This window comes from Methylocystis sp. NC52PC (genome assembly GCF_055698645.1).
Genome location: NZ_CP170127.1, coordinates 2,761,093 through 2,777,089, shown reverse-complemented (window position 1 = coordinate 2,777,089; position 15,997 = coordinate 2,761,093). Strand labels below are relative to the sequence as shown.

The window sequence follows — 15,997 nt, the reverse complement described above, 5'->3', positions numbered from 1 at the left end:
CGACGCTTCTCCGATGTTATCTCAGCGTGTCCAGCGCCATGTTCAGCTTCAGGACATTCACGCGCGGCTCTCCAATGACGCCGAAGAGCCGGTTGTCAAAATGCGCTTCGACAAGGGCCTGGACACGATCCTCGGCAAGGCCGCGCGCCTTTGCGACGGCGGCGACTTGCGCCAGAGCGTATTGCGGCGAGATGTCCGGGTCGAGACCCGAGGCGGAGGTCGTGGCCGCGTCCGCCGCAACCATGCCAATTCGCCCTGCGGCGAATTCGGCTTCGATCGCCCCATTCACGCGATCCACAAGCTTCTTCGATGTCGGCCCGAGATTGGAGCCCATGGAATTTGCCGCATTATACGGCGCTTCGACCATCTTGGCTGGATCTGCGGGATCGCTCCCGAGCGTGGCGGAAGGGCGTCCGTGAAAATACCGGTCGCTGACGAAGTTCTGCCCGATGAGCGCCGAGCCGACGACCTTGCCGTCGCGCTCGATCAGCCCGCCATTGGCCTGGACCGCGAATGCGAGCTGGGCGATGGCGGCGATCGCCAGGGGATAAGCGAGGCCGGTGAAGGCGGTGAACAGCAGGATCATGAAGATCGCGGGACGAAATTGCGACAACATGGGTAGCCTCCTCAGGCGAGATGAAGCGCGGACACGATCAGGTCGATCGCCTTGATCCCGACGAAGGGGACCACGAGTCCGCCGAGCCCGTAGACGAGCAGATTGCGGCGTAAGAGCGCGGCCGCGCCGACGGGACGGTATTCGACGCCCCTCAAGGCGAGCGGTATCAGGGCGACGATAACGAGCGCATTGAAGATGACGGCGGAGAGGATCGCCGACTGGGGCGAGGCCAGCTTCATGAGGTTGAGCGCGTCGAGTTCTGGAAATGCGACCACGAACAGGGCCGGAATGATCGCAAAATATTTCGCGACGTCGTTGGCGATCGAAAAGGTGGTCAGCGAGCCGCGCGTCATGAGCAATTGCTTGCCGATCTGAACGATCTCGATGAGCTTCGTCGGATCGCTGTCGAGGTCGACCATATTGCCCGCTTCCCGCGCCGCCTGCGTGCCCGTCTGCATCGCGACGCCGACATCGGCCTGCGCCAGCGCGGGCGCGTCATTGGCGCCGTCGCCGCACATGGCGATGAGACGCCCGCCCTGCTGTTCCTTGCGGATATAGGCGAGCTTGTCCTCAGGCTTCGCTTGCGCAATGAAATCGTCGACGCCTGCTTCGCCGGCGATGGCGGCCGCGGTGATCGGATTGTCGCCCGTCACCATCACCGTCTTGATTCCCATCGCCCGCAGCGCAGCGAAGCGGGCCTTGATGTCCGGCTTAATAATGTCCTTGAGATGGATCACGCCGAGCAGGCGCCCGTTCTCGGCGACCGCCAGGGGCGTTCCGCCCGCGCGTGAAATGCGCTCGACCGCCCGTTCGAAATCAACGGGGATGGACGCAGCCTGTCCGACGATTGCGTCCACCGCCCCCTTGCGCAGCGAACGGCGAGGCAAATCGACGCCGGAAACGCGTGTGTGCGCCGAGAAGGGAACGATCGTCGCCTCCGCGCCGAGCGGCGGAGCCGCAACGCCGTAACTCGACGTCGCGAGCGAGACGATGGAACGCCCTTCCGGCGTCTCGTCCGCAAGAGAGGCGAGCAGCACCGCCTCCGCCAGGGCCTGATCGGTCGCGCCGCCGACGGGGACGAACTCGTCCGCCATGCGATTGCCGAAGGTGATGGTGCCGGTCTTGTCGAGCAGCAGCGTGTCGACGTCGCCCGCAGCCTCTACGGCGCGTCCGGAAGTGGCGACGACGTTGAAGCGGATGAGACGGTCCATGCCGGCGATCCCGATCGCCGACAGCAAGCCGCCGATGGTCGTAGGGATCAGGCAGACGAGCAGCGCGATCAGGACCGTGATCGACAGGGTCGTTCCCGAATAGAGCGCCAACGGCCACAGCGTGACGCAGACGATCAGGAATACGATGGTCAGGCCCGCCAGCAGGATCGACAGAGCAAGCTCGTTCGGCGTCTTCTGCCGTTGCGCGCCTTCCACGAGCGCAATCATCTGGTCAATGAAAGTGGAGCCCGGCGCCGCCGTGATCCTGACCCTGATCCAGTCGGATAGAACGGTTGTGCCGCCCGTCACCGCCGACCGGTCGCCGCCAGCCTCGCGGATGACGGGCGCGGACTCGCCGGTGATCGCCGATTCATTGACCGAGGCGCAACCTTCGACGACTTCGCCGTCGCCTGGAACAAGGTCTCCCGCTTCGACGAGAACCATGTCGCCGACCTTCAATTCGAGAGCGGAGACTCCCTGATAGACTTTCTTCATCCCGGCGGCGCCCTCCGGGTCGATCAGCCGTTTTGCGTGGGTGTCGGAGCGCGTTTTTCGCAGCGCGTCCGCCTGCGCCTTGCCACGTCCTTCCGCGACCGCCTCGGCGAAATTCGCGAAGAGAACGGTGAACCACAGCCAGGCCGCAATCTGGCCTGAGAAAAAGGCGACGCCATTGTGGGCGAGGAGATCGCGGACGAAGAAGCCCGTCACGACGAAGGAAACGATCTCGGTGACGAAGATGACGGGATTGCGCGCGAGCTTTCTCGGGTCGAGTTTGATGAAGGCGTCGATGCAGGCGCGCTTGACGATGTCGGGATCGAACAGGCCGGGAGCGGCGACTTTTGGAGACATGATCGGCTCCTTAGAAGCTCTTGCCGGCGTGCATGAGAAAATGCTCGACGATGGGGCCGAGCGCGAGCGCCGGGAAATATTGCAGCAGGTAGAGGATGACGATGACGCCGAGCAGCAGGCCGACGAAGAGCGGCCCATGCGTCGGAAACGTGCCGACCGAAGCGTGCGCCTTCTTCTTGGCGGCGAAGGAGCCTGCAAGCGCCAGAACCGGCACGACGAAGAAGAAGCGCCCGACGAACATGGCGACGCCGAGCGTCGTATTGTACCATGGCGTATTGCCGGCGAGGCCCGCGAAGGCCGAGCCGTTATTCGCGTTGGTCGAGGCGAAGGCGTACAGGACTTCCGAAAGCCCGTGCGGTCCGGCGTTGCCGAGGCTGTCGAGGCCGGTCTTCAGCATAAGCGACGCGGCGGTGAAACCGAGCACCGTGAGCGGGTAGATCAGCACAGCAAGCATGGCGAGCTTCATCTCCCGCGTCTCGATCTTCTTGCCGAGATATTCCGGCGTCCGGCCGACCATCAGCCCGGCGACGAAAACGGCAATCACGGCGAGAACGAGGAATCCGTAGAGCCCGGCGCCGTCGCCGCCCGGCGAGATGCAGCCCAGCAAGATGTTGAAGAGCGGAACGAGGCCGCCGAGCGGCGTGAAGCTGTCATGCATCGCGTTGACCGAGCCCGTGCTCGTGCCCGTCGTCGCCGCCGCGAACAGCGCGCTGGTTGCGACGCCGAAACGCACTTCCTTGCCCTCCATGTTTCCAGGCGACGGATCGACGCCGATCTCGGTAAGAAGCGGATTGCCGGCGGCTTCCGCCCAATAGGCGATCAGCGCGCCGGCGACGAGCACGATACCCATCGTGACCGCGATCGCGCGTCCCTGCCTTGGATCCAGGACGGTCTTGCCGAAGGCGAAGACCGAAGCGAAGGGAACAAGAAGCAGCGCGAAGATCTCCAGCATGTTGGACAGGGCGTTGGGGTTCTCGAAAGGATGCGCCGCATTTGCGTTGAAGAAGCCGCCGCCATTCGTGCCAAGCTCCTTGATCGCCTCCTGACTGGCGACGGGCCCGATCGATATGATCTGCTTCGCCCCTTCGAGGGTGGTCGCTTCGACGGAGCCCGCAAGAGTCTGCGGCACGCCCAGCGAGACGAGGACGAGCGCAAAGACAATGGAGAGCGGCAGCAGCACGTAAAGCGTCGCGCGCGTGAGATCGACCCAGAAATTGCCGACGGTCGCGGATTCGGAGCGCGCGAATCCGCGCACGAGCGCGAAAGCCACGGCGAGGCCCGTCGCGGCCGAGACAAAGTTATGAACCGTCAGGCCGAGCATTTGCGTGAGATGACTCATCGTCGTCTCGCCGCCGTAGTTCTGCCAGTTGGTGTTGGTGATGAAGCTCAGAGACGTATTGAAGGCGAGGTCGGCTGGGACGCCGGCGAAGCCCTGCGGATTGAGCGGCAGAACGCCCTGCAGCCGTTGCAGGGCGTATAGCGAGAAGAAGCCGACGATGCTGAAGGCCAGCATGGCGAGCGTGTAGGCGAACCAGCCTTGCTCCTGCGCGGGATCGACGCCGGCGATGCGGTAAAAGACTCTCTCCACCGGGATCAGTGGGGAAGACAGCAACGTTCTTTCGCCCGCAAGAACGCGAGCGAGATAGCCGCCAAGCGGAATTGCGGCCATGATGGCGGCAATAAGGACAATGGTGATCTGGGCCAATCCGATCAGAGTCATGGCGTCAGCCGGACGCTGCCGGCCCTTCGATTAGAGTTTTTCGGGGCAAAGTAGCGTGTAGAGGAGATAGCAGCCGAGAAGCACGGCGACGATCAGGCCGATGACGGGTTCCGACATTGGCGAGCCTCCTCTAGAACCGCGCGCAAGCGCGCGCATAAACGGCGACGAGGCCGAAGAGGAGCAAGCCGAGTCCAAGAAAAGCGAGGTCGTCCATGAGCGCGATCTCCAATTGGATGTCGGCCGGGACAATGCACGCGTTCGATGTAAAGGCTCTATTCGGATTTTTTGAAAGTCGATCGAGGGGGATCGCCTGCGGGCCGCTTCCTCTCACTCAAACGGGGAGAAAAGCTTAGACGGCGCTTCGCCTTGCCCTTGAAATCAGCCATTTATTGTGCGGCCACGCGCACGGTTGAAAGTCCTTCCTGTAGCTGCGCAACGCTTTGCTCTAAAATCAGGTCAGCGCCTCTACAAAGGTTTTGTGACGGCCATATAACCATCCGGTCGGTGTGCTCTCACACCGCGTCTTGCCGGGAGGATGGCGTGTCCAGAACTCTCCTTTTTGCGTGCTCGTTCGCCTTGCTTTGCGGGGCTCAGCCTTCTCTCGCGCATGGTTACCGTTGCTCTTACGGTCAGCCGCCACTCGCGTGCGCGCCTCCCCCCTACTACGCTCGCGGCTATGTTGTTTTGCCCCGGTGGGCGTCGGCCCTGCCCTTCGCGTATCCGCAAGATCCGTCAGGCAACATTGTTCTCGAGGGCGCCGCTGGCGCGGGCGCCCCCCACGGCGATTGAGCGGGCGAATCTGGGGAGAGTTAAAAGGGCCTGCGTCCCCGCCGGGGCGCAGTCGGCCCATTGCCTTTGCCCAATAGCTCCAGGGCGTCCTCCGCGATTTCCTCGGGCTCGCCTTGAGCGTCCCCTTCCCCGGCGACGGCGCGCACGGCCCGCATGAGCGCGTCGTCAGAAACGTTCATGTTGCGATCCGTCGCCATTCGCGTCGCGGCGCGGAAGGCCTCGTCGATCAATTCTTGATTCATTCGGGCTCCTTGCGCGCCGTCTCCGCACTGCCTTGTTCCATCGCCGCCGAATAAGCAAGACGCGGCGTCGCGTCTTTCGTGTGCCCGACCGCACATCCAAGCCGCTCGCTCCCCTGTAGCTTCCTCTCATCGACAAGGAAACAGCGTTCCATGGAGGGAGCAATGACCAACTTCGGCAAGATCTTCACAGGCTCGATTGTGGCTCTGGCGCTGGCCAGCACGATTGCGGCGACCCCGGCGTCAGCGGGCGGCTACTACTACCGCTCCGGTCCGAATGCGGGCGCCGTGGCTGGCGCCGCCATCGCCGGCATGGCGATGGGCGCGATGATCGGCGCGGCGGCGAGCCAGCCGCATTACTACGGCTATCGCTATCCGGCCTATGGCTACGGCCCGGCTTACGGATATCGCGGCGGCTATTCCGGCTGGTGAACCGGATCGGCCGCGCGAACGTCGCCAAAACTGCGTGACGCGCAATCCTGCAAGCGCTTCGCCGATCATGTGCGCCATCGCACCTACGACCCGAGGCGCATGGTCTAACGTCTGACCATCGAAACGGAACACGAACCGAGGGAGCTGAAGATGAGGAAATCCGCCGCCATCATCGCCGCCATTGCGATCGCCCTGAGCATCGGCTTCGCCAGCGCAGCTTCTGCGGCTCCCGAAGGCTTCAACAACTTCGACGGCGGCGCCTGCTACTGCATGGACCCGTGATTTGACTTTCTGCGGGGGCGGAAAACCGGAAAGGGGGCGCGTTCATGCGCTCCCTTTTTTCGTCTCCCTCTCATGCGACGGGGGCCCACTCGCCTGCGCCGGTCTGCGCGCTAAATAGTGGCGCTGCGGCGTAGATAAGAGGGGGTCGACATGACTCACGACGACTCGAAAAAGCCGGACGCCCGCACTTCAGGCAAAGAGGTTGATAAATATGGGGGCATGGTCGAGTTCGACATGGCCTTGACGCCGAGCGTCATCATCTGCGGCGTCGCCGGCGCCGTCCTCGGCGCGATCCTCGCCATGTGGGGAACGACGGAAATTCCGATCATAATCGCGACAGTCATCGTCTTTGCCGTGCTGTCCGGCATCTTCGGCTTTTTCGTGCCCTGGTATAAGCCTCGGTGAAATCGTCGCACGCGCAGCGACTGCGTTAACGCTCTTCGAGGAAAGCGGCGGCGAAGCTAAGGATATGACTGGCTACGAAAAAACAATTCGGGCACGATGAACGCGTTTAAGGACGGATTTTCATCTTGTGCACGCGCGTGACGGCGCGGCTTCATTAATAGAGCCCGATCCTGAGCGCCTACTGGAGCGAGGCCAACGCCTCGCTCTTCTTTTTCGCACTTGAACCTAAAAGAAAATCGAGGTCAGGCGCGCTGTAAGGACGATGCAGGCGCCAGTGAGGACCAAGCCGATCCTGGTCGCCTCCCAGTCGCCATCCCTTGCAACCCTATAGGTCGAGAAGGCGAGGAGAAGGCTCGAGACTTGCGAACAAACGCCAAAGAGCAAGGCGCACATGCCGAGGGCGACGATGCCCGTGGCGGCGAAGAATTGGTGGATCAGGGACAAAGTCATGGGTGACCCCGCGACAGGCGCCGCGCGCATCCGCGCCGTGGCGGCCGGACAGCACGAGGGTGGTTGAAAAAGCATCTACGCGCAAACGGCCTCTTTTACGTTTTGGTTGCCCGCCACGACTTTTCCAGCCTTCCGGCACAAAAATAGGCAAGCTTCCGAGGCGCGTCGGGTCGGCGGGCGCACTTTCAACTGATCCCGCGATCCGAGACGTTCACGCAACGACTACGTAGTTTCCACAATGCGCACCGGGATAAGCAAGTCAAGCTTGACCATTGCGGGGCGCGAAAATTCAGCCGCGCTACGGCTCTGCCGTCACGGGCGAGGAAGGCAATGGGCTTTTGGCGCGCGGGCGCGGAAAAGAGATTAACGGGAGCTCGACAGCGATTGGCTTAAACGTGATCTTTCAGCGCTCTCACGAACTTCACAATTCGTTTCATTTCACGTTGCCACTCGTGGGAATATTGGGTCCGGATGACGGGCTGTCCGTCTCTCACGGCCACCCGCCATTCGTCGCGCGGGCCTTTCTCCAGCAGGCCCCTGCTCCCGAGCTGGTGAAGTTTCCGTCGAACGGTTTCACGCGGCAGGCGGGTGGATTCGGCGACTTTCGAAGCTGTCAGGCCGCCACGCTGATCGACATCGTCCTCGTCGGGCGACAGGCCGAATCGCTCGTCCCGCAAATAATGGCGGGATATGGCCGTGTAGACCAAAAGGGAATCCAGGTCGTTCCCGAATATGGGCCGCTCATCGACGAGGACGCCGAACAAAAGCTCCAGGAACTCGTGTTTGAACTGCGCATAATTTCCCGACACGACGGTTTGAGGAAACTTTGCCTGCGCCTGGGACATTGTTTCTCCTGCAAGAAAACTTCGCCGCCGCAACCATCCCCGCCGATCCACGCGCGCTCGGCAAACGCGGGTCTTCGCACAACGATCAAGCGGGACAGATGTTGCTTTGCGTGCCTCCTGATCGCCTCGCCGTCAATCCCGTTCATCGCATTCTCAAAGATTTAGCCCGCGCGGAGCTGAAAGAGCTCCCGCGCGAGGCGCTAAGAAAAGGAATAGGGTTTCTTAAAAACTGAACAGACCGAAAAGGCTCTTCGATTTGCGCTCGAGCTTCTTCACGTCGTTCTGCAGGCGCCGCACCTGCGAACGAAGCTCGAGAAACTGCTCGTCGGGGATGCTGAAATCCATCGCCGCGAGCCCCATCTGGCGACGCGCGTCCTCGAATCGCGCCTGCTCATGTTGCAAGAGGGATTTCTGCTTGGCACCCATGCTTCCGGCTCCAGTCCTCGAGCGCGAGATCGCGTCGATCCAAAAGTCAGCCGCGCGAGCGGCTCCCTTGCAATCTACTCAAAGAACCTGCCGCGCTGCAACATGACATGCGCGGGACCCGCTCAGCGCGTCTCCAGCCACGCCTTTGCGGCGTCGCGCATGGCCTTACGGGACTCCTCGTAGAGATAGGGCATATGGCCGCCCTTGAGCACGATCAGCCGCGCCCGCGAAGCATCGCCGAAATCCGGCAACTGATCGAGCATGAGCTTGGTTGCAAAATAGGGGGTCGTGAGATCGTAGAGGCCGTGCACGACGAGCAGCTTCGCTTTTGGATCCAGCGCGAGCGCCTCGCGCAAACCAGAGATTACTTCGGCGTTGGCGCGTCCTTCGTCGCCATAGCGCCATTGATGCGAAATCTGGCTGCTCAAGACAGAATAGCGCGCTTCGCCAATGGGCCAGCCGAGCTTCTCGATCGTCAAGCGCGTCATCGCGGCGCCGAGCGGCGCGCGCCAGGACTCGAGCAAAGGATCGGCCCAGTCGCTATCCGGGGCGAAGGGCTGAGGATCGTAACCCGAGATCTCGGCGTCATAGACGCTGAGGACACGGCCCGCGTCCCGCGCGCGTTCACGAGAGAAACTCCTTGCGTCGATGCGAGCGCCGAGGCGCGACACGAACTCCCGGTCGAGCCCCGTGAACCGCGCGACGGCGGCGCTCATGCGCGCGAGCGCCGGCGCATCTCTCGCGCCCTTGAGCAGATCGGTCACATACTCGCCGGCCGCGTAAGCCTCTGCGTCCGCAACATCCGCGCGGTCTTTCGCGTGACGGGCGACCGCTGCGAAAGACGGCAGCAACGCGGCCCGCGCGAGCGGGTTGCCGCCAGCGAGCAGCCAGCTGAAGTCGAGCGCCGGCGAGACCAGAAAGAGCCCCTCGACGCCGATGTTTTCATGCTCTCTCAGCGAATTCGCAAGCTTCACGCCACGAAAGCCGCCGTAACTCTCGCCCACGAGGAATTTCGGCGAGGCGAGGCGCCCGTGTGCGGTCAGCCATTTGCGGATGACGACGGCGAGCGCGTCGGCGTCGCCCTGAGCGGAATAGAAGCGCTTTTTCACCTCATCGCTGTCAGAGAGGATTTTGCTGAAGCCCGTTCCCGGCGGATCGATAAACACGAGATCGGCGAAGGGTATCCAGCTTTCCGCGTTCTCCACGAGCGCCGGCGGCGTCGAAGGAGAGACTGTCTCGGGCGAAAAGCGCAGCCGCCAAGGCGACAAGGCCCCGAGCGCGAGCCAAGCGGAGGCCGCCCCCGGGCCGCCATTGAACACGAACAATATCGGCCGCGTCGTCTGATCGACGCCGGCGCGTTCATACGAAATACAAGCGACCTCCGCCTGCGGCGCCTCGGTTTGGGCGTCACGCAGACGCACGGAGCCAGCGCGGGCGGTGAAGCTGATTTTCTCGCCCTGCAAGGTGACTACGTGGTTGGTGACGCTCTCCACGGGAAGGCCGCGCGCTTGTTCGTCGGGGCCTTTACGATTGGGCGGGGTCTCTTCAGCGACGCCGGGGTGCGCGAAGGCGCTCATCGACAGGATCAGCGCAGCGAGCGCCGTATGCAAAGAGTTCATCAGTGTCTTTCGCTTATTGGAAAACGCCAGCCTTCCTGGCTGCTCGACTGAATATAGGGCTGCGGCCGGAACGCGTACATGTTAACGGCCCGCCCCTCTTTTGGAGGGGACGGGCCGTTTGCGGTTGTCACCGGATCGCGAATTAACGCTTTCCTCGAACCGCACCAATAAAACTGCCAGATCAAAGACCTGTTCCCCCGTGGTGGAACTTTTTTGACGTTCTTTCGACGCGCCGCGATCGGCTCGAGCTTTGCGAAGCCTGCGGCTGCTGGGCAATTGTGGACGATCGCCCCTCCCCGCCCCATTTCCCGACAGAACGCCAGGGGAAGAGCCCATGCATTTCGGCGATACCCAATATCTGCCTGTCGCGCCGCCCTTCTTCATGCTGCTCGTCGGCATTGTCGCGCTTCTCGCAGTCCTGATCCAGTTGCGCATTCTGCAGTACGTTTATGTGCAACTTGGCGTCAGCCCCGGGACCGCAGTTTACCTCCTCCTCGCCTCGCTGATCGGCAGCTACATCAATATCCCGCTCGGGACGCTCGGCAGCGAAAGATATCTGCGGCAAGAAGAGATCATCTATTACTTCGGCGTTCCTTATGTCGCGCCGAGAATTTCGGCTGCGCCGGAAGTCATCCTCGCGGTGAATGTCGGCGGCGCGGTCATCCCGACGGTGCTGTCCATCTATCTTCTGTCGAAAAACAAGCTATGGGGGCGCGGCCTCATCGCCGCCGCCTGCGTTGCGGCGGTTTGCTACGCCTATGCGGAGCCCGTGCGCGGCATCGGCATTGCCCTGCCGATCTTCGTCGGACCGCTGGCCGCGACCCTCGTCGCCTTGCTGATATCCTGGCGACATGCGGCGCCGCTGGCCTATGCCGGCGGAAGCCTCGGCGTCCTGATCGGCGCTGATCTGATGAATTTCGACAAGCTCACGCGCCTCGGCGCGCCCGTGCTGTCGATCGGCGGCGCAGGGACCTTCGACGGCATTTTCATGACCGGCGTTCTCTCCGTCCTGCTTGCAAGCCTGATCGGCGGTCTGCTCGGAAGGCGCCATGAAAGCGTCAGCGCGGGCTGAAGCGCGCAGCGCCGCTTGCGCATCGCGCTCAGCAATGGCAGGAAGGGCGAATGACCATTGAGCCGCGCATGGGACGCCTGCCGGTAACCCTCCTGACCATTCTCGCGATGGCGCTCGCCGCGCCCATGGCGGCGGCGGGACGCGAGCCTGCGTCGAAAGCCGCAACCGCGAAAAAGACCCACGGCGGCGCGTTCATCGAGAAGCCGATCGAGCCCGCGCCCGAGCGTGAAGAAAAGCCCCGCGGCGGGTGGAACGGCTTTTACGGCGGCTTGAACGGAGGCGGCGCCTCCGGTGATCGCTGAGCGCGCCTTAAAAGCCCCGCGCGGCGTTCTGACGCCGCAAGAGCAAGGACACATCCACGCCGACCGGCTGGTCCAGGAACGAAGTGCCGTAGAGGATGGCGTTGGCGTTCGCGGACGCCGCCGTCCCGGCGCCAGGATTGTTGAGATCGTACATCGCCGCGAAGCGCGCAATGAATTTCTCGAGCTTCTTGGGGTCCTTGAAGTCCTCGACATTCAGCTTCGCCTTGAGGAGGCGCGCCTGCGTGTCGATCGGCTGCGCCGCCGACGCGGCGGGAATGTTGAGCGTCGCCTGCACGACTTCGAGAAGGTTCTTGTCGGCGAGCACGCCATAGACGCTCGAAAGCTGCGGCGCGCGCGCCTTGAAATAGAGCGCCCGCTCCACACCAGGGTTTGTCTCCCCTTGCTGGGCCTGTAGGGCCTGCTCGACATAGCGCCCCGAGATTGTCTTGACGAAATCGCCAGACGTCACATCTGCTTTGCCTCCCGCATAGTCGAAGGCTTCGGCGAAGGCGAGGATATTGGCGTTGCTGAGCGTACGGGCAAGATCCCTCGAATTGTCGACGCCCTGCTCCAGCACCTTTCGCATCATGCCGAGGGCGTTGGTTCGGTCGCCGAGTCCGAAGGCCTTCATGGCGTAATTGAACAGCCGGCGGTCCTTGAGCAGCGCGTCGATCGACGTCGCCCTGCCAATATTGGCCTTGAAATATTTCGTCTCCAGCGCAACCGTCGGCTTGTTCGCGGCGATGGCGCGCCAGCGGTCGAGATTCCTGGATACCGACAGATAGGCGCCGGCCGTCGTCATCGCAGCTTCCTTTCACGACAGGCGCGCGGCGCGCTCATCGTCACGGAAACATGCTACACGAGGTTTGCCGCAGGCTGTCCCCTTTGCCCGGACATCCGTGCGTCGACATTAACAGGCTATTTCTTGCAGGCCGTCGCGGGCTGCAGCGCAAGCTCCTTCATCTCGCCCTTGAGAACAAAATCGCCGTAGTCGAGCGACAGCGCGCGGGAGATTCCATTCTCGTAGAGATCGAAGGAGAGAACGTAGATCGGCTGGCCGTCGCGCTTGCCGGTCTCGAAATAAGACACGGCGACCCGCCACCGCTTCAGGCCCTTGAGCGACTCCGTCGCCTTTTCCGAAGCTGGCGTTTCAATGGCCTTGCTGATGACGGTCAACGTATCGAAGCTCTTGTCGCCGCGGCCAGTGCCGTCGTAAACGCGCGCCTCGAGGAGTTGCTGTCCCGCGCGCGCCGCCTCGATGATGTGAATGAGATGTTCGCTGGGGAAGAAAACCTGCCCCTCGAGATCGACATGCGCGCGCTTTGGCTTGGTGAGATCGATGAGGATCTTTCCGTCCTTCTCTCGGCGCGCTTTGCCGTCGGTTGCTTCGCTGACGCGATTGTCGACCTTGGTCTCGACCTTGAACCTCATGTCGCTCGCATCCAACGATTCGAATGTCGCGGAGATCATGTCGGACAGCTTGGTCGCGCCTTCGGCCGGCTGAAGCTCGGTTATCTGCCGGAAATTCTGCACATAGCCCTCGCAGGAGGCTGCAAATTCGAAAACGATGCGGCCACGCGCCTGCGCCGGCGCCTTCGAGCCGGAGGCCTTGTCGAGGGTGAGTTCGTAGATCGCGCGGTGGCTCGCGAGCGGCGGTTCGCCTTGGGCGAAAGCTGGAGCGGCGGGGGTCAGAGGGGCGGCGAGAATGGCGGCGAAAAGCGCGCGCGTCGAATTCATGAGACCCTTTCACCGTCTGGACAGCGCCGCCATTGCGTCGCGGGACGGCTGAAATTAGGGTCAGGGTGGCGCCGGAGCAATTCTTTTCTCGGGGAACCACAAACATGACGAATCCAACCGACGGGACTCCTGACGCGCGTCTCGCCGCCCTCGGTCTCGCGCTGCCGGCGGCCGCCGCCCCGGTCGCCAATTACGTCCCCTACGTCCGCACAGGCGCGCTGCTCTTCATTTCGGGCCAGCTGCCGATGGGCGCCAACGGGATCGATCCCGCGCATAAAGGCAAGCTCGGCGCGGAGGTCTCGCTCGAAAACGGGCAGGCCGCAGCGCGGCAGGCGGCGTTGAACGTCTTGGCGCAGGCGCGGGCGGCGGTGGGCGATCTCGCTTTGCTCAGGGCCGTGCGGATCGGCGGCTACGTCAACGCGCGCCCCGACTTCGGCCAAGTGCCCCAGGTCGTGAACGGCGCCTCGGACCTCTTCGCCGCCGTGCTCGGCGAAAACGGCAAACATGCGCGCTTCGCGGTCGGCGTCGCGCAATTGCCGCTCGACGCCGCAGTCGAGGTCGAAGCGATCTTCGAGATCTTCGGATGACGATCCGCGCGCTCGATCGGCTGATCGCACGGCCGATCGCGCATCGGGGCCTGCATCAGGTGGCGGCTGGCGTCATCGAGAATTCGGTGGGCGCCGCCCGCGCCGCCATCGCCAAGGGCTATGGCGTTGAATGCGACGTGCAGGCGACGCGTGACGGGGACCTCGTCGTCTTCCACGATGACACGCTGGAGCGCCTGACAGCCGCGAGCGGCCGCGTCAACGCGCTCGACGCGCAAGCGCTCTCGCGCTTGGCGCTGAAAGGCTCGAAGGAGACGATCCCCACCTTCGCCGCATTTCTTCACGCCATCGCCGGCCGCACGCCCCTGGTCGTGGAGCTGAAAAGCAATTTCGACGGCGATCTGACAGTAGCGAAGCGCGCCGCGGCGCTTCTTGGCCCCTATTCGGGTCCCGTTGTCATCGAGAGCTTCGACCCGACGCCCATCGCCTTTCTGCGCGCCAATGCGCAGGCTCTCGGCGTCGCCCATATTCCCCTCGGCATCGTCGGCGAGGCGACTTATGGCGACAAAGACTGGCCGATGCTGAGCCCGGCGCAACGCGCGGAGATGACGGAGTTTCTGCATTTTCCGCGCACCCGGCCAGATTTCCTGTCATGGCGCGTCGCGGATCTGCCGCATGCGATCCCCTTTCTTGCGCGGCAGGCGTTGCAGTTACCCGTGACGGCTTGGACCGTGCGTTCGCCCGCGCAGGCCGAAGCGGCGGCGCCATGGGCGGATCAGATCGTCTTCGAAAATTTTACGCCGACCTAGCAAACAGCCAGCGAAGCGATCAGGGCGAGCCATGGCCGCCCTGATTCGCTTGGTTACGCCGATGCAGGGGCGCGAAAATCGCCCCCTCAGGCCGCGACCATCACAGGCGCTGGCGCAAGGCCGCGAACATTTTTCAGCTCGACGCGGATATTATTGTCGCCCGCAGCTTTCATGAAGTCCTCGAGCGTCTCCATGATGTCGTGATCGATGAAGGTCGCGCGCGTGCCGTCGATGACGACATAGCTGTCTTCCTCGATGTCGGCGAGCAAGTTGCGCAAGGGCGCCCTGTTGAGGAAGGACACGTCCTTCTGCAGACGGAGCAGGTAATTCTTGTTGTCGCGCGTGAGCGTGAAAGCGGAATGGTAATTGCCGTAGAGCACGAAGAACAGGCCCACCGCCATGCCGATGGCCATGCCCTTCAACAGGTCCGTCAACAGGATCGCCGCGATGGTGACGGCAAAGGGCGCGAACTGGGCGAAGCCTTTCTCGAACTGCTCGATGACGAGTTTCGGCTTCGCGAGCTTGTAGCCGGTGAGCAGCAGCACGGCGGCGAGACAAGCGAGCGGGATCATGTTCAGCACGGCGGCGAGGAACATCACGCTCAACAGCAGCAGCACGCCATGCACGATGCACGCGACCTTGGTGTGCGCGCCGGCGTTGATGTTGGCCGAGCTGCGGACGATCACCGCGGTGATCGGCAGGCCGCCCATCATGCCGCTGATGAAATTACCGACGCCTTGCGCCTTGAGCTCCTGATTGGTGGGCGCAGTGCGCTTGAGCGGGTCGAGCTTGTCCACGGCCTCGAGGCTCAGCAATGTCTCGAGACTGCCGACGAGAGCGAGCGTCGCCGCCGTGACGTAGATATGGTAGTTGGTCAGCAACCCGAAATCTGGGAACCGGATTTCCGCCGCAAACTGCATGGGACCGAAGATCTGCGGCAAAGTAACGAGATGTTGCGGCGCAATGCCAAGGGCAGGCGCCAGGCTCTGGGCCAAAACATTGAAGAGAACGCCGAAGACGACGGCCACGAGCGGCCCGGGAACGAGCGAAAGAAACCTGTTTTCCTTCACCCTCTCCGTTTCCCAAAACAGCAGGATCGCAAGCGACGCCAGCGCCACGATCGTCGCGCCGGGCGAGATCGAGCTCATCGACGACCAGACGAAGGAAAAGGTCGCGTTGTTGTCGTCCTCGAGGAACGAGAGGTCGCTTTCGGCGTCCGCGTCATAGCCGACCGCATGCGGCAACTGCTTCATGATCAGGATGAGGCCGATCGCGGCGAGCATGCCCTTGATGACGGCCGAAGGGAAATAGGCGCCGATCACGCCGGCGCGGGCGTAGCCCATGCCGATCTGGATGAGGCCGGCGAGCGCGACGGCGAGCAGCATGCCGCCGAGGCCGTGTTTGTCCACCGCGGCCGCCACGATGACGGTGAGGCCGGCCGCCGGGCCGGAGACGCTCAGCTGCGAGCCGCTGACGACGGAGATGACGAGCCCGCCGACAATCCCCGCGATGACGCCGGAGAAGGGCGGCGCGCCCGAGGCGACGGCGATGCCGAGACACAGCGGCAGCGCCACGAGAAACACCACGATCCCGGCCGGGATGTCGTGGTCGAGATAGCGCATGTAATAGTCGAGATGCTTACGCAGCAC

The 15,997-nt window shown here is 63.1% G+C and carries 20 protein-coding genes; 8 read left to right on the top strand and 12 right to left on the bottom strand.

Annotated features, from left to right (window positions below; all coding sequences use genetic code 11):
- Positions 1 to 16: 16 nt before the first annotated feature.
- From kdpC to ACETII_RS15460, 5 genes are all read right to left on the bottom strand, one after another.
- A complete protein-coding gene (kdpC, locus tag ACETII_RS15480; RefSeq protein WP_472786089.1) occupies positions 17 to 616 on the bottom strand; it encodes a potassium-transporting ATPase subunit KdpC in 600 nt (199 codons plus the stop codon).
- Positions 617 to 627: 11 nt separating this feature from the next.
- Entirely contained in the window at positions 628 to 2,676 is a 2,049-nt protein-coding gene (gene kdpB / locus ACETII_RS15475; protein WP_472786088.1) for a potassium-transporting ATPase subunit KdpB, read from the bottom strand.
- A 10-nt stretch (positions 2,677 to 2,686) separates the two neighbouring features.
- Positions 2,687 to 4,396 (bottom strand): potassium-transporting ATPase subunit KdpA, encoded by a 1,710-nt coding sequence (gene kdpA, locus ACETII_RS15470; protein ID WP_472786087.1) that lies wholly within the window; start codon positions 4,394 to 4,396, stop codon positions 2,687 to 2,689.
- A gap of 30 nt (positions 4,397 to 4,426) precedes the next feature.
- The gene (kdpF, locus tag ACETII_RS15465; protein WP_405044885.1) at positions 4,427 to 4,513 is read right to left on the bottom strand and encodes a K(+)-transporting ATPase subunit F; all 87 of its coding nucleotides are present in this window, start codon (positions 4,511 to 4,513) and stop codon (positions 4,427 to 4,429) included.
- A gap of 692 nt (positions 4,514 to 5,205) precedes the next feature.
- Positions 5,206 to 5,427, bottom strand: a complete 222-nt coding sequence (locus ACETII_RS15460; protein ID WP_472786086.1) for a hypothetical protein — start codon at positions 5,425 to 5,427, stop codon at positions 5,206 to 5,208.
- A 162-nt stretch (positions 5,428 to 5,589) separates the two neighbouring features.
- On the opposite strand from ACETII_RS15460, the gene ACETII_RS15455 reads away from it, so the two are divergent.
- From ACETII_RS15455 to ACETII_RS15445, 3 genes are all read left to right on the top strand, one after another.
- Positions 5,590 to 5,856, top strand: coding sequence for a hypothetical protein (locus tag ACETII_RS15455; protein ID WP_472786085.1), 267 nt, complete (start codon positions 5,590 to 5,592; stop codon positions 5,854 to 5,856).
- A 150-nt stretch (positions 5,857 to 6,006) separates the two neighbouring features.
- On the top strand, positions 6,007 to 6,138 hold the full coding sequence (locus ACETII_RS15450) for a hypothetical protein (protein WP_363347392.1): 132 nt from the start codon (positions 6,007 to 6,009) through the stop codon (positions 6,136 to 6,138).
- 150 nt (positions 6,139 to 6,288) lie between these two features.
- Positions 6,289 to 6,543 carry a hypothetical protein gene (locus ACETII_RS15445; protein WP_363347390.1) on the top strand — a complete coding sequence of 85 codons (255 nt, stop codon included), beginning with the start codon at positions 6,289 to 6,291 and terminating at the stop codon, positions 6,541 to 6,543.
- Positions 6,544 to 6,768: 225 nt separating this feature from the next.
- Here ACETII_RS15445 and ACETII_RS15440 read toward each other — a convergent pair whose 3' ends face one another.
- Together ACETII_RS15440 and ACETII_RS15435 are read right to left on the bottom strand one after the other, a co-directional pair.
- Entirely contained in the window at positions 6,769 to 6,993 is a 225-nt protein-coding gene (locus ACETII_RS15440; protein ID WP_472786084.1) for a hypothetical protein, read from the bottom strand.
- A 389-nt stretch (positions 6,994 to 7,382) separates the two neighbouring features.
- Positions 7,383 to 7,838 (bottom strand): hypothetical protein, encoded by a 456-nt coding sequence (locus tag ACETII_RS15435; protein WP_472786083.1) that lies wholly within the window; start codon positions 7,836 to 7,838, stop codon positions 7,383 to 7,385.
- Between ACETII_RS15435 and ACETII_RS15430 the strand changes: the two genes are divergently transcribed.
- The gene (locus ACETII_RS15430; protein WP_472786082.1) at positions 7,838 to 8,071 is read left to right on the top strand and encodes a hypothetical protein; all 234 of its coding nucleotides are present in this window, start codon (positions 7,838 to 7,840) and stop codon (positions 8,069 to 8,071) included. The two genes, ACETII_RS15435 and ACETII_RS15430, sit on opposite strands and share 1 nt — an antisense overlap.
- Here ACETII_RS15430 and ACETII_RS15425 read toward each other — a convergent pair.
- Both ACETII_RS15425 and ACETII_RS15420 read right to left on the bottom strand, forming a co-directional pair.
- On the bottom strand, positions 8,061 to 8,264 hold the full coding sequence (locus tag ACETII_RS15425) for a hypothetical protein (RefSeq protein WP_363347383.1): 204 nt from the start codon (positions 8,262 to 8,264) through the stop codon (positions 8,061 to 8,063). The genes ACETII_RS15430 and ACETII_RS15425 overlap by 11 nt on opposite strands.
- 122 nt (positions 8,265 to 8,386) lie before the next feature.
- Positions 8,387 to 9,883 (bottom strand): S10 family peptidase, encoded by a 1,497-nt coding sequence (locus tag ACETII_RS15420; RefSeq protein WP_472786081.1) that lies wholly within the window; start codon positions 9,881 to 9,883, stop codon positions 8,387 to 8,389.
- Between the two features lie 334 nt (positions 9,884 to 10,217).
- Between ACETII_RS15420 and ACETII_RS15415 the strand changes: the two genes are divergently transcribed.
- Together ACETII_RS15415 and ACETII_RS15410 are read left to right on the top strand one after the other, a co-directional pair.
- Positions 10,218 to 10,955, top strand: coding sequence for a DUF1614 domain-containing protein (locus ACETII_RS15415; RefSeq protein ID WP_472786080.1), 738 nt, complete (start codon positions 10,218 to 10,220; stop codon positions 10,953 to 10,955).
- A gap of 50 nt (positions 10,956 to 11,005) precedes the next feature.
- Positions 11,006 to 11,257, top strand: a complete 252-nt coding sequence (locus ACETII_RS15410; protein ID WP_472786079.1) for a hypothetical protein — start codon at positions 11,006 to 11,008, stop codon at positions 11,255 to 11,257.
- Positions 11,258 to 11,264: 7 nt separating this feature from the next.
- On the opposite strand, the gene ACETII_RS15405 is transcribed toward ACETII_RS15410, so the two are convergent.
- Positions 11,265 to 12,059 (bottom strand): DUF1217 domain-containing protein, encoded by a 795-nt coding sequence (locus ACETII_RS15405; protein ID WP_472786078.1) that lies wholly within the window; start codon positions 12,057 to 12,059, stop codon positions 11,265 to 11,267.
- A gap of 116 nt (positions 12,060 to 12,175) precedes the next feature.
- A complete protein-coding gene (locus tag ACETII_RS15400; RefSeq protein WP_363347373.1) occupies positions 12,176 to 12,994 on the bottom strand; it encodes a cell envelope integrity EipB family protein in 819 nt (272 codons plus the stop codon).
- A 104-nt stretch (positions 12,995 to 13,098) separates the two neighbouring features.
- Here ACETII_RS15400 and ACETII_RS15395 point away from each other — a divergent pair, with 104 nt between their 5' ends.
- Together ACETII_RS15395 and ACETII_RS15390 are read left to right on the top strand one after the other, a co-directional pair.
- Positions 13,099 to 13,581 (top strand): RidA family protein, encoded by a 483-nt coding sequence (locus ACETII_RS15395; RefSeq protein WP_472786077.1) that lies wholly within the window; start codon positions 13,099 to 13,101, stop codon positions 13,579 to 13,581.
- Positions 13,578 to 14,348: a glycerophosphodiester phosphodiesterase family protein gene (locus ACETII_RS15390; RefSeq protein WP_472786076.1), complete on the top strand. Its 771-nt coding sequence runs from the start codon at positions 13,578 to 13,580 to the stop codon at positions 14,346 to 14,348. Before ACETII_RS15395 ends, ACETII_RS15390 begins: the two co-directional genes overlap by 4 nt.
- 86 nt (positions 14,349 to 14,434) lie before the next feature.
- Here ACETII_RS15390 and ACETII_RS15385 read toward each other — a convergent pair whose 3' ends face one another.
- On the bottom strand, positions 14,435 to 15,997 hold the full coding sequence (locus tag ACETII_RS15385) for a SulP family inorganic anion transporter (RefSeq protein WP_363347367.1): 1,563 nt from the start codon (positions 15,995 to 15,997) through the stop codon (positions 14,435 to 14,437).

Bases quoted from the DNA above. Each gene is read 5' to 3' on its own strand.
- ACETII_RS15445 (WP_363347390.1), top strand. From the start codon at position 6,289: ATGACTCACGACGACTCGAAAAAGCCGGACGCCCGCACTTCAGGCAAA.
- kdpA (WP_472786087.1), bottom strand. From the start codon at position 4,396: ATGACTCTGATCGGATTGGCCCAGATCACCATTGTCCTTATTGCCGCC.
- ACETII_RS15405 (WP_472786078.1), bottom strand. From the start codon at position 12,059: ATGACGACGGCCGGCGCCTATCTGTCGGTATCCAGGAATCTCGACCGC.
- kdpF (WP_405044885.1), bottom strand. From the start codon at position 4,513: ATGTCGGAACCCGTCATCGGCCTGATCGTCGCCGTGCTTCTCGGCTGC.
- ACETII_RS15455 (WP_472786085.1), top strand. From the start codon at position 5,590: ATGACCAACTTCGGCAAGATCTTCACAGGCTCGATTGTGGCTCTGGCG.
- ACETII_RS15460 (WP_472786086.1), bottom strand. From the start codon at position 5,427: ATGAATCAAGAATTGATCGACGAGGCCTTCCGCGCCGCGACGCGAATG.
- kdpC (WP_472786089.1), bottom strand. From the start codon at position 616: ATGTTGTCGCAATTTCGTCCCGCGATCTTCATGATCCTGCTGTTCACC.
- ACETII_RS15440 (WP_472786084.1), bottom strand. From the start codon at position 6,993: ATGACTTTGTCCCTGATCCACCAATTCTTCGCCGCCACGGGCATCGTC.
- ACETII_RS15400 (WP_363347373.1), bottom strand. From the start codon at position 12,994: ATGAATTCGACGCGCGCGCTTTTCGCCGCCATTCTCGCCGCCCCTCTG.
- ACETII_RS15395 (WP_472786077.1), top strand. From the start codon at position 13,099: ATGACGAATCCAACCGACGGGACTCCTGACGCGCGTCTCGCCGCCCTC.
- ACETII_RS15420 (WP_472786081.1), bottom strand. From the start codon at position 9,883: ATGAACTCTTTGCATACGGCGCTCGCTGCGCTGATCCTGTCGATGAGC.
- ACETII_RS15390 (WP_472786076.1), top strand. From the start codon at position 13,578: ATGACGATCCGCGCGCTCGATCGGCTGATCGCACGGCCGATCGCGCAT.
- ACETII_RS15410 (WP_472786079.1), top strand. From the start codon at position 11,006: ATGACCATTGAGCCGCGCATGGGACGCCTGCCGGTAACCCTCCTGACC.
- kdpB (WP_472786088.1), bottom strand. From the start codon at position 2,676: ATGTCTCCAAAAGTCGCCGCTCCCGGCCTGTTCGATCCCGACATCGTC.
- ACETII_RS15425 (WP_363347383.1), bottom strand. From the start codon at position 8,264: ATGGGTGCCAAGCAGAAATCCCTCTTGCAACATGAGCAGGCGCGATTC.
- ACETII_RS15450 (WP_363347392.1), top strand. From the start codon at position 6,007: ATGAGGAAATCCGCCGCCATCATCGCCGCCATTGCGATCGCCCTGAGC.
- ACETII_RS15435 (WP_472786083.1), bottom strand. From the start codon at position 7,838: ATGTCCCAGGCGCAGGCAAAGTTTCCTCAAACCGTCGTGTCGGGAAAT.
- ACETII_RS15415 (WP_472786080.1), top strand. From the start codon at position 10,218: ATGCATTTCGGCGATACCCAATATCTGCCTGTCGCGCCGCCCTTCTTC.